Source organism: Amycolatopsis sp. NPDC114504 (assembly GCF_055633595.1).
The window spans coordinates 1,646,134-1,660,043 of sequence record NZ_JBVKDU010000002.1 but is presented as its reverse complement, the minus strand read 5'-3'; the positions used below and the strand labels follow the sequence as shown (position 1 = coordinate 1,660,043).

General features: G+C 70.1%; 11 protein-coding genes. 7 read left to right on the top strand and 4 right to left on the bottom strand.

What is annotated here, in order from left to right:
• Window positions 1–3: 3 nt before the first annotated feature.
• From ACZ7PG_RS19885 to ACZ7PG_RS19855, 7 genes are all read left to right on the top strand, one after another.
• The gene (locus ACZ7PG_RS19885) at window positions 4–3,063 is read left to right on the top strand and encodes an NACHT domain-containing protein (protein WP_470240486.1); all 3,060 of its coding nucleotides are present in this window, start codon (window positions 4–6) and stop codon (window positions 3,061–3,063) included.
• Window positions 3,064–3,105: 42 nt separating this feature from the next.
• A complete protein-coding gene (locus tag ACZ7PG_RS19880; RefSeq protein ID WP_470240485.1) occupies window positions 3,106–3,939 on the top strand; it encodes an alpha/beta fold hydrolase in 834 nt (277 codons plus the stop codon).
• A gap of 86 nt (window positions 3,940–4,025) precedes the next feature.
• Window positions 4,026–4,589, top strand: coding sequence for an isopentenyl-diphosphate Delta-isomerase (gene idi / locus ACZ7PG_RS19875; protein ID WP_470240484.1), 564 nt, complete (start codon window positions 4,026–4,028; stop codon window positions 4,587–4,589).
• 120 nt (window positions 4,590–4,709) lie between these two features.
• The gene (locus tag ACZ7PG_RS19870) at window positions 4,710–5,399 is read left to right on the top strand and encodes a GGDEF domain-containing protein (RefSeq protein ID WP_470240483.1); all 690 of its coding nucleotides are present in this window, start codon (window positions 4,710–4,712) and stop codon (window positions 5,397–5,399) included.
• Window positions 5,400–6,832: 1,433 nt separating this feature from the next.
• The gene (locus tag ACZ7PG_RS19865; RefSeq protein ID WP_470240482.1) at window positions 6,833–8,230 is read left to right on the top strand and encodes an LCP family protein; all 1,398 of its coding nucleotides are present in this window, start codon (window positions 6,833–6,835) and stop codon (window positions 8,228–8,230) included.
• Window positions 8,231–8,314: 84 nt separating this feature from the next.
• Window positions 8,315–8,980 carry a phosphate signaling complex protein PhoU gene (gene phoU / locus ACZ7PG_RS19860; protein ID WP_470240481.1) on the top strand — a complete coding sequence of 222 codons (666 nt, stop codon included), beginning with the start codon at window positions 8,315–8,317 and terminating at the stop codon, window positions 8,978–8,980.
• A 116-nt stretch (window positions 8,981–9,096) separates the two neighbouring features.
• Window positions 9,097–9,660, top strand: a complete 564-nt coding sequence (locus ACZ7PG_RS19855) for a dihydrofolate reductase family protein (protein ID WP_470240480.1) — start codon at window positions 9,097–9,099, stop codon at window positions 9,658–9,660.
• Window positions 9,661–9,738: 78 nt separating this feature from the next.
• On the opposite strand, the gene pstB is transcribed toward ACZ7PG_RS19855, so the two are convergent.
• The 4 genes from pstB to pstS form a co-directional block, all read right to left on the bottom strand.
• The gene (gene pstB / locus ACZ7PG_RS19850) at window positions 9,739–10,515 is read right to left on the bottom strand and encodes a phosphate ABC transporter ATP-binding protein PstB (protein ID WP_470240479.1); all 777 of its coding nucleotides are present in this window, start codon (window positions 10,513–10,515) and stop codon (window positions 9,739–9,741) included.
• A gap of 9 nt (window positions 10,516–10,524) precedes the next feature.
• Window positions 10,525–11,439 carry a phosphate ABC transporter permease PstA gene (gene pstA, locus ACZ7PG_RS19845; RefSeq protein WP_470240478.1) on the bottom strand — a complete coding sequence of 305 codons (915 nt, stop codon included), beginning with the start codon at window positions 11,437–11,439 and terminating at the stop codon, window positions 10,525–10,527.
• A gap of 2 nt (window positions 11,440–11,441) precedes the next feature.
• Complete coding sequence (pstC, locus tag ACZ7PG_RS19840; protein WP_470240813.1) at window positions 11,442–12,362, bottom strand: phosphate ABC transporter permease subunit PstC; 921 nt, start codon at window positions 12,360–12,362, stop codon at window positions 11,442–11,444.
• Window positions 12,363–12,560: 198 nt separating this feature from the next.
• Complete coding sequence (gene pstS / locus ACZ7PG_RS19835; RefSeq protein WP_470240477.1) at window positions 12,561–13,691, bottom strand: phosphate ABC transporter substrate-binding protein PstS; 1,131 nt, start codon at window positions 13,689–13,691, stop codon at window positions 12,561–12,563.
• Window positions 13,692–13,910 lie beyond the last annotated feature (219 nt).

The following is a 13,910-nucleotide window of genomic DNA, read 5'->3' as shown; positions in this document are numbered from 1 at the left end:
TCGGTGAGCCTCGAAGCCTCGGCCATCGCGTTGACGACCGCGGTGGTGAAGGCCGCCGCGAAGCTCTGGCTCGGCGACCGCCCGCTCGCCGCCGACGCCTCGGCCAAGGTGTTCGACCTGCTGGAGAAGCAGGTCACCGGCCTCAACGACCGCCGCAAGCTCCGCCTGCTGTTCACGAACCTCGAGTCCCGCGTCGCCGACCGGCTGCTGCCGTTCCTCGACGTCGAGTTCCGCGCGCTGCCGGAAAACGAGCGCACGGCGGCGGTGGACGCGGTGCACGACACGTTCGAACGAGCCGCGCTGACCGACGAAGACCTCTTCGCCGCCGACCTCGACGCCGGCTACTTGTACCGCTACCTGCAGCGGACCGTCCCGGACGTCACCGCGCTCCTCTCGGCCGACGCGACCGGGCTGTACCGGCGGGTGCTGCGGGAGTGCTGCGCGTACCTGGTCCAGGTGACGAGCACCCTGCCCCGCTTCCAGCCGGGCGCGCTGGTCGAGGTGCTCCGGCGGGAGACGGAGATCCTGGAGGCGGTCCGAAACGTGCTCGAAGCGATGCCGGAACGCCGGCATCCGGACGACTTCGCGGCGGACTTCCGACGTCAGGTCGTCACGGCGCTGGACCGGATGGCGTTGTTCGGCGCGGGCCTCACCGACGCGACCCGGCTGTACCCGCTGTCGGTCGCGTACCTCAGCCTGAGCGTCACCGCCGACGACGACGGCCCGCCCGCCGACCGGATCGAGCACGTGCTGCCCCGCACCCGGCGGATCCTGCTGCGCGGCGAGGCGGGCTCCGGCAAGACGACGATGCTGCAGTGGCTGGCGGTGCAGTGCGCGAGCCGGCAGCTGGAGAGCGTCGGCGGCTGGTCCGATCTCGACCCTTTTCTGGTGCGGCTGCGGCGGTTCAGCCGGTCCGGACTGCCGGCCCCGGAACAGTTCCTCGACGAAGTCGGCAGGCACATCGCCGACGAGATGCCGCCGGGGTGGGTGCACAAACGGCTGCGGGAGGGCCGGGCCGTCGTGCTCGTGGACGGGATCGACGAGCTGCCCGCGGAACGCCGTCCGGAGGTCCGGGACTGGCTGGGCGAGCTGATCGGCGCGTTCCCGCGGGCCCGGTTCGTCGTCACCACCCGGCCGGCGGCGGTCGAGCCCGGCTGGCTGGCCGGCGACGACTTCACCGAGGTCCGGCTGCGGCCGATGACCCCGCGCGACGTCCGGACGTTCGTCACCCGCTGGCACGCGGCGACGGGCGAGGACTTCGAAGAACGTCGCGACGCACTCGTGACGGCCATCGGCGCGCGCGGCGCGTTGCGGCGGCTGGCCGAGAACCCGCTGTTGTGCGCGCTGCTCTGCGCCCTGCACCACGAAGGCAACGGGCACCTGCCGGACAACCGCATGGAGCTCTACGACGTCGCGCTGCGCATGCTGCTCGACAGCCGTGACGTCGAACGGCGGATCGAGCCCGGCGTCCGGCTGTCGCTGACCGAGAAACTGGTGCTGCTGCGGCACTTGGCGTACTGGCTGGTCCGCAACGCGCACACGGACATCCCGGTGGCGGACGCGGAAGCGCGGCTGGCCGCGAAGCTGACGTCGATGGGCCAGATCGACGCGACCCCGCACCAGGTGTTCCGGCACCTGCTCGACCGCGGCGGCGTGCTGCGCGAACCGGTCCCCGGCCGGATCGACTTCGTGCACCGGACGTTCGGCGAGTACCTCGCGGCGAAGGCGGCCATCGAGGAGGACGACATCGGCGTGCTGGTCGCGAACGCGCACCGCGACGACTGGCGGGAGGTAGTCGTGCTGGCAGCCGGGCACGCCCACCCGGCGCAGCGGGAGAAGCTGCTCGAAGGACTCCTGGCTCCCGAGCGGGACCGGCTCAAGCTCGACCTCGTCGCACTGGCCTGCCTCGAGACGTCTCCCGAACTGCCCGGGACCCTGCGCACGAGGATCGAGGACCGCACGTCGGCGTTGATCCCGCCGAAGACGTTCGCGATCGCCGAATCCCTGGCCACGGCCGGGGAATTCGTCCTGGACCTGCTCGCCGGCCCCGTGCCCGCGGACCCGGAGGCCGCCGCGGCCACCGTGCGCGCCGCCGCCCTGATCGGCGGCCCCGCCGCGCTCGAGCTGCTGGCGCGCTACGGCGACCAGTCCGATCCACGGGTGGTGGACGAGCTGATGGACGCGCACCCGCGGTTCGACCCGGCGCAGTTCGCCGAGCGCGTGCTCGCCGGCACGCCGCTTCCGTACGACTGCCTGACCGTGCTGGACCCCGCGCTGCTCGCGGGCCTGGAACACCTGCGCCACCTGCAGGTGCTCACCTGCCTGTTCGAAAACGGCTACGGCCGGCTCGACTTCGTCCGGCGGCTGCCGCGGCTGCGGGAGGTACGGGTGCAGGACCTCGCCGGGTTCGACCTGCCGTCGCTGGCCGGCACCCCGCTGACCCACGTCGCCCTGCTCGGCGACCCGCTGCCGCAGTCGGCCGACGTGTCCGCGCTCGCCGACGTTCCCGGGCTGACCCGCGTGACCGCCGAGGTCGAGACGCACGGCTGGGCGCGGCTGGCCGAGCTGCCCGAGCTGCGGCGGCTGCAGCTCAGCTGGGTCGACGACCCGGACCGGCTGGCGGAACTGGCTCCGCTGCGGCAGTTGCGGACGCTCGAGCTCAACAACGTGTTCCACCTGCGAGACCTCTCCGTACTGTCCTTTTTGGACGGACCGGAGGACCTGCGCCTCGAAAGCTGCGACGCCCTCCGCGACCTCTCCCGGCTCAGCGCGTGGTCGGGCACGCTGACCGAGCTGCAGCTGCGGTCCTGCCCGGTGGCGGACCTGGCGCCGATCGCGGACCTGACCCGTCTGCGGGCGCTCCGGCTCGCCGGTACCGCACCCTTCGACCTGAGCCTGCTGGCCGGCCTCGATGACCTGCGGCTCCTTTCGCTGGGCGACGCGGAGCGCGCCGATCTCACGCCCCTCGCCGGCCGCTCCGGGCTCACCGTGTACGTCGGGCTGGGCACGTGGCTGACCGGCGAGGACGCGATGGGACCGGAGTGCGTGCTCAAGCGGATCTGACCGGCCACTCGCCGTTCAACCGCGCGAAGTAGATTCGGGCTCGTGATCGACCACATCAGCATCCCCACCGAGGCCGGTTCCTTCGACGCCATCGCCGCCGGGCCCGAAGACGGGCGGCCCGTGCTGCTGCTGCACGGCTTCCCCGAAGCCGCCGTCGAGTGGGAGCACCAGGTCGCCACCCTCGGGGTGCTCGGGTACCGGGCTGTCGCGCCGGACCAGCGGGGCTATTCGCCCGGGGTGCGGCCCGAGCAGGCGACCGAGTACTCGATCGATCACCTCGTCGCGGACGTCGTCACGATCGCCGATCGGCTGGGCTGGCCGGTGTTCGACCTCGTCGGGCACGACTGGGGCGGGGCCGTCGCCTGGTGGACCGCCGACGCGCACCCCGGCCGCCTGCGCAGCCTCGCCGTCGTCTCCACGCCGCACCCCGCCGCGCTCGCCGAGGCCATGAAGACCGACGAAGACCAGCACCTGCGGTCGCGGTACATGACCGAGTGGCGGCAGACCCGCGTCACCGAACGCAAGATGCTGGAGAACGACGCCAAGGCGCTGCGGGACATGTTCGAGCGGCGCGTGTCGCCGACCAAGATCGACGAGTACGTGCGGCGGCTGTCCGAGCCGGGGGCGCTCACCGCGGCCCTCAACTGGTACCGCGGCGGCCGGCCGGGCGGGAAGATCGGCAAGATCTCCGTGCCGACGCTGTACATCTGGAGCACCGAGGACGTCTCGTTCGGCTCGACCGCCGCGCTCGACACCGAGAACTGGGTCACCGGGCCGTTCCGGTTCGAAATGATCGAGGACGTCACGCACTGGGTGCCCGAAGAGGCGCCGGAGGCCGTGACTTCGCTCATCGTCGAGCACCTCGACGCGCGGTAGCGGCCCGTCACCCGGCCGGGCGGACCGCCGGTAACCCACCCGGCTCGCGGTACGAGCCGCTCCGGCTCGTCGTGTTCACTGAGGCCGTGGATACCGCGACCGAACCCGAGACCGAGCAGGTCGTCTTCGTCACCGAAGACGGCGTGCCCACCGGCGAAACCGGCCCGAAGCTGGCCAGCCACCACGAGCACACCCGGTTGCACCTGGCCTTCTCCTGCTACGTCCTGCGACGCCGCGACAACGCGTTGCTGATCACGCAACGCGCGCCGCACAAGAAGGTCTGGCCGGGGGTCTGGACGAACAGCGTCTGCGGCCACCCCGCGCCGGGCGAGTCGCTCGAGGACGCCGTCCGGCGGCGCGCGGCCTACGAGATCGGGCTGCCGTCGCTGTCGGAGCTGCACTGCGTGCTGCCGAGCTACCGGTACCGGACGCCGCCGTTCCAGGGGATCGTCGAGAACGAGTTCTGCCCGGTCTTCGCCGCCTGGGCCGACGCCGAGCCCGAGCCGAACCCGGCCGAGGTCGGCGGCTGGCGCTGGGTCTCCTGGAGCGACTACCAAGAGTTGCTGAACGACGAGACGGCTAATGTGAGTTACTGGGCCAAGGATCAGTTCTCCCAGCTCAAGGGCATCGAGCCGTTCGTCGGACTCTGACGGCGCAACTCCGGAGTGTCACCGCCGCGGTCTCGTTTGAGCGAAATTCACCTTCGACCGCACCCGCGCCTCAAGCACGGCCTCCGCTACGACGACAACCAATGCGTGGTGGAGGTGGGCATGGTCGCGGGGGAAGAAGGCGTGCTGCGCCGGAGCCCGCAGCCGCCGGACCTGCTGCGCCTCCACGAGGCCGTCGCCACGCTCTTCGCGACCCAGGGCGACTGGCGCCGCGCCTACCAGCACCTCCGCTCCGCGCTGGACATCGCGCGTGACGGCAGCCTGCGCGACGCGCTGACCTCGAGCTACAACCGCCGGTACCTCGACGAGCGCTTGTACGGACCGTTCACCGATCGGCCGCCCGCCCGGCCGCGGCCCGCGCTGGGCATCGCGCTCGTCGATCTCGACCGCTTCAAGCGCGTCAACGACACGTACGGTCACCTCGTCGGCGATCGCGTCCTCCGCCGGGTGGCCGATCTGCTCCAGGAGGGGCTCCCGCCGGACGGCTTCTGCGCCCGCTACGGCGGCGAGGAGTTCGTGCTGTGGCTGCCCGGCGTCGATGCCGGGCACGCGGTCCGCATCGTCGACGCCGCCCGCGTGCGCGTCGCCCGTCACCCCTGGTCAGAACTCCAGCCGGGACTGCGCGTGACCATCAGCGCCGGGCTCGCCCACGAGGGGCCGGACGCCCCGACCGCGCCCGAGCGCCAGCTCCGAAGCGCCGATGACCTGCTTTACGCGGCGAAACGGGCCGGGCGGAACAAAGTCGCCTATCACGACGCGCAAAGCACGCGGTTAATAACCCACTCTGAGTAACGTAAACACCCCATTACCTCGGAAAGCTGCGGGCATCCTTCACCCGTTTGTCGACGGCCAGCCGCCGTTCGTCGACTCAAGGTGAAGAAAATTCCGGGAGGGTGTCGTCACGAACGGGGGGTATCCGTACGATAACGAAAACCTCCGGGGGAACGATCACCTCTCGCGGGGGAAGACGGCCAAGTAACAACCCCGCCTTCGATCGCGCGAAAGGAGACCGAGTGCCGGACGAGCACGACAGCCCGGGGACCGGTCGCCGTTCGGACGGTCCCGCGCGGCCCCGCACCGGCAGACGCCGGTCGATGGAGGACCAGGGCGGGATCAGCGTCTCGGACGTCGTCGCCAAGTCCACCGGCGTTCGCCCGCTCCCGTCGCGCGAGCCGCAGGACCGCGCCGACCAGCCCGGACGCCGAGCGCGAGCCGAAGCGCCCGCCCCGTCGCGTGGAGCGCACTCGCGCGCACCGCAGACGCCCGCCGAGGACCCAGTACCCACGGACGCCACTCGTCAATCGCGCCCGCCGCGGCCGCGCCAGCCGCGCCGCACAGCGGCAGCCGCCCCGGCGCCCGAGGCTCCGCTCCAGCGCCGTCCCCCGGCTGCGAACCCGGGCCCGCAGCAGACGACCGCCGCGCCGCAGCCGCCCCGCCGGGTCCGCCGTCCCGCGGTCGGTCCGGACGGTGGCGCTCCCCAGCGCACCGGCGAGGGAGCTGTTCCCCAGAACTCCGCCGACGAAGGTGGCGGACCTCGCCGGGTCCGCCGTCCCGCGGCCACGCCGGACGGCCCCGCACCCCAGAGCCCCGGCGACGAGGGTGGCGCACCCCGCCGCCCTGACAGCGCCGCTCGCCAGCGCCCGACGGCAGCCCTGCGTCCCACCGCCGACGACGGCTCTCGCCGCGCCGCGGGTGCGCCGGACGCCACCCAGCGCCCGGCCGACGGCGGTGCCGCACCCCGGCCCATCCGCCGGCGCCCCGCGGCCGAGGGTGCCGTACCTCAGCGGCCCACGGCTGACGGACCCGCACCCCAGCGCGCTGCCGCAGACGCACCCCGACGGGCCGTGGCCCCCGCCGACGGACCCCGCCGGCCCGCGGTCACCGACAACGCCCAACGCCCAGGCGCCGACGCAACCCGCCGCCCCGCGGCGACCCCCGACGGAGCAGCACCCCGCCGCCCAGACACTGCTGCCGCGCGCCGCCCCGCCGATGGCGCCGCATCCCGCCGGCCCCTGACCGAGAGCGCCGCGGCGGCCCCCGAAGCGCCCGCGCGCAAGCGGCCCACCCCGGATTCGCCGGCACCTCAGCGCCCGGACGCCGCACCGCAACGACCTGCGCCGGACTCCGGCGCACCCCAGGGGCCGGCTGCCGAGGCGGCCGCGGCCAGCGCCCCGCTGCGTCGTCCTGGCTCCGTACCCCCGCGGTCCGAGCTGGACCCGCTGACCATGACCGACGAGATGGAAGCGATCGACGAGGCGACGCAGTACCGCCGCAAGATCGACCACACCCTCGCCCGGTTCTCGGCCGCGCACGACGAGATGAACGCCGAAGAGGCGAAGCGACGCGAGCGCCGTGAACGCCTCTCGCCTGCTTCGCTGATCGAGAGCACGCGTACGGCGCTTCAGCGCGTCGTCGCTCCGACGCCGTCGCCGGAAGAGCAGGCCGAGAGCGCCGAGCTGGCCCTGTGGCAGGAAAAGAAGGCCAAGAAGATCGAGCGCTCGGCGCGGTTCGGCCGGATCGCCGCGGCCGCCGTCGCCGGGCTCGTGTTCCTCGGCATCGGTGGCGCCTGGGGCGCCCAGACCTACTTCGACGCCAAGTTCACGCAGGTCTCCGCGCTCGACGAGAACTCGTCCGACATCCAGGACGCCGACGCGCAGGCCAACGACGAGAACTTCCTCATGGTGGGCTCGGACAGCCGCGACGGCGCGACCGCCGAGGAAGGCGTCGGCACCGCGGACAGCACTCCGGGCGCCCGGAGCGACACCGTGATGGTGGCGCACATCCCGGCCGACCGGAAACGGGTCGTCGTCACGTCGTTCCCGCGCGACCTCGAGATCAACCGGCCGGACTGCCAGAAGTGGGACCCGGCGCAGAACAAGACCACCGACGAGGTCTTCCCCGGCCAGAAGATCGCCAAGCTCAACACCGCGTACGCGGTCGGCGGGCCGGCGTGCGTCACCAAGGTGATCCAGCAGATCACCGGCCTGCGGATCAATCACTTCGTCGGCATCGACTTCAACGGCTTCAAGGAGATGGTCGACGCCGTCCACGGTGTCACCGTGCACAACGAGAAGCCGATCGACGACGGCATCCTCGGCAAGGTGCTGCTGGAGACCGGGGACGTCACGATCTCCGGTGACCAGGCGCTCAACTTCGTGCGCGCCCGGCACGTCAAGGGCGACCCGACGTCGGACTACGGCCGGATCAAGCGGCAGCAGGAGTTCATCGGCGCGCTGCTGAAGAAGGTCATGTCGTCGGACGTCGTGCTCGACCCCGGCAAGCTCACCGACTTCATCAACGCCTTCGCGAAGGCCACCTTCGGCGACAACCTCGGCGTCAAGCAGATGATGACGCTGGCGCAGTCGATGAAGGGCATGGACCAGTCGAAGATCTCGTTCCTGACCGTGCCGACGACCGGCGAGGCCAACAGCCGCGGCAACGAGGTCCTGGTCCGCAGCAAGACGAAGGCCCTGTTCGACGCGCTGCGCAACAACACCGCGCTGCCCGACCCGAACGCGCCGGTGCCGGTGAGCGAACAGGCTCCGCCGACCAGCACGTCGAAGTCGTCGTCCAAGACCACTTCCAAGTCGACGACGAGCAAGAAGACGAGCACCACGGGCTGATCCGCGAGGGATCGTTAGTCCGGGTTCACGTGCGGTTCACCCGGCGATGAGGTGTTTGGCCACGGTTGGCCGTAGGGTTGGGCCATGCGTGAGGCTTACCATGTCGAACTCGAACAGCTCGCCGTCAACCTGGCCGGGATGTCGGTCCAGGTCGCCGACGCCATGGAGCGCGCCACGCGCGCGTTGCTGGAGGTCGACCTCGGGCTCGCCGAGCAGGTCATCAGCGACGACGTGAAGGTCGACGACGCCCGCGCCCAGTGCGAGGAGCAGGCGTACGCGCTGCTGGCCCTGCAGGCGCCCGTGGCGACCGATCTCCGCACGGTGCTGGCCGCCATCCACGCCGCGGAAAGCCTGGAGCGGATGGGCGATCTGGCGCTCCACGTCGCGAAGGCGGCCCGGCGCCGTCACCCCGACCCGGTCCTGCCCGAGGCGGTCAAGCCGTACTTCGCCGAGATGGGCGAGGTCGCGGTCAAGCTGGCCCGGTCGACCGAGCAGGTCATCAAGACGAAGGACGTCGAAGCGGCGAAGACGCTCGAGACCGACGACGACCAGGTGGACGACATCCACCGCCACCTGTTCACGGTCCTGATGGACCGCGAGTGGCCGCACGGCGTCGCCGCGGCGGTCGACGTGACGCTGCTGGGCCGCTTCTACGAGCGCTACGCCGACCACGCGGTGTCGGTCGCGAAGCGGATGATCTTCGTGGTCACCGGCAAGATGCCGGGCTACGGCTCCGACGACGACATCTGAGCAAGCTCCAAAAAGGCCCCTGACCTGCGTCGGGGGCCTTTTTTCGTGGGGACCGATGAGTTTCGCGGCGCGGGTGTCTCTCAACGGGTGACAGCACACTCACGAAGGAGCCGGCCATGCGCACCGTCATCGCCTACGTCAACCTCACCCTCGACGGCCACCTGGCCGGCCCGGCGGGCGAGCTGGACTGGATGTCGCCCGACCCGTCGATGAACATCGCGCTGTCGAACGAGCTGCGGTCCCGCGTCGACACGATCCTGACGGGCCGGAACTTCCACCACGGCATCGAGCAGAACTTCCGCGCCCAGGCGACGGACCCGGCGAGCCCGGCCGAGCTGGCCGACTTCGCCACGTGGATGATTTCGACGCCCCAGGTGGTCTTCTCGCGGTCGTCGGCGGAAGTGGCCGCGCCACACCGGCTCGCCGGACCGGACCTCGCCGCCGAGGTCGCGACGCTGAAGGCGTTGCCAGGCAAGGACATGGTGCTGTTCGGCGGGGTGTCGATCGTGCGGGAGTTCGTCCGGGCCGGACTGGTGGACGAGTACTGGGTCAAGCTCTACCCGACGGCGATCGGTGCGGGGCAGCCGCTTTTCACGGACCGGCGCACCGAATTGCGGCTCGTGGAAAGCAAAGCGTGGGAATCGGGAATCCTGACGCTGCGCTACGTCCCGGCTCATTGATCCACAAAGGACAAAAAAGAAGGCCTTTCTCGCCTGCCCCGAGCACGGGCGAGAAAGGCCTTCTCACACAACGACGACTCAGCCGAAGCGCCCGGAAATGTAGTCTTCCGTGGCCTTTTCGTCCGGGTTGGAGAAGATCTTCTCCGTGTCGTTGAGTTCCACCAGACGCCCCGGCTGCCCCACCCCGGCCAGGTTGAAGAACGCCGTCTGGTCGGAAACCCGCGCCGCCTGCTGCATGTTGTGCGTGACGATGACGATCGTGTAGTCCTTCTTGAGCTCCCCGATCAGGTCCTCGATCGCCAGCGTCGAAATCGGGTCGAGGGCCGAGCACGGCTCGTCCATCAGCAGCACGTCCGGCTGGACCGCGATCGCGCGGGCGATGCACAGACGCTGCTGCTGACCGCCCGACAACCCGCCACCCGGCTTGTTGAGGCGGTCCTTGACCTCGTTCCACAGGTTCGCGCCGCGCAGGGCGCGCTCGGCGATGTCGTCGAGGGTCTTCTTGCCCTTGGTGCCGCCCAGCTTCAGCCCCGCGACGACGTTGTCCTTGATGGACATCGTCGGGAACGGGTTGGGGCGCTGGAACACCATGCCGATCGTGCGGCGCACCTGGACCGGGTCGACCGCCGACGCGTAGATGTCCTCACCGTCCAGGAGCACCTGGCCGTCCACCCGGGCACCCGGGATGACCTCGTGCATCCGGTTCAGCGTCCGCAGCACCGTCGACTTGCCACACCCCGACGGGCCGATGAACGCGGTGACGTTGCGCGGCGGCACGGAAAGGGTGACCTGGTCCACGGCGTGGAACTTGCCGTAGTAGATGTCCACGTCCTTGACGTCGATTCGCTTTGCCATGGCTACAGCTCACTTCTTCTTCGGGGCGACAAGGCGCGCGAACACGGTGGCGAGGAGGTTGATCAGCGCGATGATGAGCACCAGGGTCAGTGCCGCGCCCCAGATCCGGTCGAAGCCGACCGAGCCGGGATCCATCGAGTTGGTGACGCGCTCGTTGTTCATCAGCAGCGGGAGCGCCGCCTGCTCACCGCTGAAGATGTCCCAGTTCGTGTAGGCGGAGTACCCGACCAGGACCAGCAGCGGCGCGGTCTCGCCCATCACCCGGGCCAGCGCCATCATGATGCCGCCGATGATGCCGGACAGGGCCGTCGGCAGCACGATCTTCACGATCGTCTTCCACTTCGGCACGCCCAGCGCGTAGGAGGCCTCGCGCAGGTCGTCCGGGACGATCCGCAGCATCTCCTCCGACGAGCGGACGACGACCGGGATCATCAGCAGCACCAGGGCCAGCGACACGGCGAAACCGCTGCGCGGCAGGCCGAACGTGGTGATCCAGAGCGCGTAGATGAACAACGCGGCGACGATCGAGGGGACACCGGAGAGGATGTCGACCATGAACGTGGTGGCCTTGGCGAGCTTGCCGCGGCCGTACTCGACGAGGTAGATCGCGACGAGCATGCCGATCGGCACCGCGATGACCGCGCAGACGAGGCCCTGCAGCAGGCTGCCGATGATCGCGTGCACGACACCGCCGCCGACCTCGTCGGACAGGAAGTTGCCGAGGTCCTGCGACCACCAGTTGCTGTACGGGATGCGCTTGATGCCGTTCGCGACGACCGTGTAGAGCACCCACACCAGCGGGACGACGGCGATCAGGAACGACAGCCAGACCAGCGTGGTCGCCAGCCCGTTCTTGAGCTTGCGAGCCAGGCTGACCTGCTGGAACGCAGGCGTCGTGGCGGGAGCTTCGAGCGTGGTGGACATGCTCAGTCCCCCTTCTTGCCGATGACGGAGCGCGCGGCGAAGTTCACGAGGAACGTGAGCACGAACAGCACCAGGCCCGCGGCGATGTACGCGCCGGCCGAGATCTCGTTGTTGAACTCGCTGTAGTTGGCGGCGATCTTCGAGGCGAACGTCGAACCGCCGTCGAAGAGGCTCCAGTCGAAGTTCCGGCCCTGCGGGATGAGCAGGATGACCGCCAGCGCGATCGTCTCGCCGAGCGCGCGGCCGAGGCCGAGCATCGACGCGCCGACGTAACCGGCCTTGCCGAACGGGAGCACCGTGGTGCGGATGACTTCCCAGCGCGTCGCGCCCAGCGCCAGCGCGCCCTCGAGGTGCGGCGTCGGCGTGCGCTCGAAGACCTCGCGCGAGAGCGACGTGATGATCGGCAGGATCATCACGGCGAGCACGATGCCCGCGGTGAAGATCGTGCCGCGCACGCTCGGCGCGACGTTGCCGGGCGCCAGCAGCGGGAACCACGAGAACGTGTCGTTGATCCACTGCGAGAACGGCTCGATCGCGGGGGCGAACACGAGGATGCCCCAGAGGCCGAAGATGATCGACGGCACCGCGGCGAGCAGGTCGATGACGTACGCGAACGGCCGCGCGAGCCGCTTCGGCGCGTACTGGGTCAGGAACAGCGCGATACCCAGCGACACCGGCATCGCGATGATCAGCGCCACGAGCGACGTCGCCACCGTGACCTCGAGGAGGTCGAGGATGCCGAACGACATGTTCGCGGGGTCGTTGGTCGACCAGCCGTGGTTCGTCAGGAAGTTGGCCTTGTCGGCCTGCAGCGCCGGGATCGCCTGGATGAGCAGGAAGAGCCCGATCAGGCCGATCAGGGCGACGACGAAGATCCCGGCCCCGGTGGTCAGGTTCTGGAAGATGCGGTCACCGGGCCGCACCTTCTTCGGTTTCTCGCTCGCGGGCGGCTGGGGCGCCGCCGGCGGGGCTGGTTGCTCCGAAATCGGGACCTCCGGGGGCGTCGTGGCGGACGACGAACGCCCACCGGGGTCGCCGGTGGGCGTTCGCGTCGAGGATGACTCGCTCATCAGCTACTTCTGACCAGCCTCTATCACTCGGATTTCAGTCGCAACGCCGGTTCAGGAAATCGCCTTGACGGCGGCCAGGACCTTGGTCTGCAGCGACTGCGGGATCGGCACGTAGCCCTTGGCGGACAGCGGCTGCTGACCGTCGGTGGCGGCCACCGTCAGGAACGCCTTGACGGCCTTCGCGACGTCCGGGTTCGCGTACTTCGAGCAGACGATCTCGTAGGTCGTCAGCAGCAGCGGGTAGGCACCCGGGGTGTTGCTGGCGTAGATGCCGTTGAGGTCGAGCGCGAGGTCGTTCGTGCCGTCCTTGAGGAACTTGGCCGAGTCGAGGGACTTCGCCACGTTCGCCGCGCTGAGCTCGACGCCGCCGGAGCCGCTGTCGATGAGGGCCGGGGTCAGGCCGTCCTTGGCGAACGCGCCCTCGACGTAGGTGATGCCGCCGTCGGAGGCCTTCACCGCGGTCGCGACACCGTTGGAGCCCTGCGCACCGTTGCCGACGCCACCGTTGAACTTCTTGCCGGCACCCTTGGTCCAGTCGGCCTTCGCCGCGGCACCCAGGTACTTCTGGAAGTTGTCGGTGGTGCCCGACTCGTCGGCGCGGGAGACGACCTGGATCGCCTTGTCCGGCAGGGTCAGGCTCTCGTTGCCCTTGACGCCCTTGATGGCCGGGTCGTTCCACTTGGTCACGGCGCCGCTGAAGATCTTGGCGATGACCGACGGGGTCAGCGTCAGCTTGTCGACACCGGAAAGCTTGTAGGCGACGGCCACCGGGCCGACGACCATGGGGATGTTCCACGCGGGGCTCGCGCAGCGCTTGGTGGCCGCGTCGAGGTCCGCGGCGGTGACCGGCGAGTCCGAGCCACCGAAGTCGATCTGGTTGGCGTTGAACTGCTTGACGCCGGCGCCCGAACCGCTCGGGTTGTAGTTCACCTGCTGGCCGGAGCACTTCTTGCCGTACTGCTGCGTGAAGATGTCGATGGCGTTCTTCTGGGCCGACGAACCTTCCGCGGAGAGCGGGCTCTTGCCACCGCACTCCACGTCGGCGGTGCCGGTGGCAGCGGGGGCCGAGGCCGAGTTCGAGCTGCTGCTGTTGGACGCCGCGGGGTCGGTACCACAGGCGGCGAGCACGAGGGCGGCGCTCGCGACGATGCCCACCGCGCTCAGGGGCCGCATGATCTTCACTGCTGTTTCCTCCATCAGGAGCTTGACCGGGTCGTCGCGGCGTACTACCGCGCCGGATCCGGACATTAGGCAGCCCTGGTGGACGGTCGGCCGTCATCGCATGAACGCAAAGTGAACAAGGTCCAGGATGTGAGCAGTGCTACTAGCCCGATAGGGTGCCGTGTCCCCGTCGTGACCTGCGCGTTCGCACTCCGTGACGGATTGTTCGCGCGGCGTCCA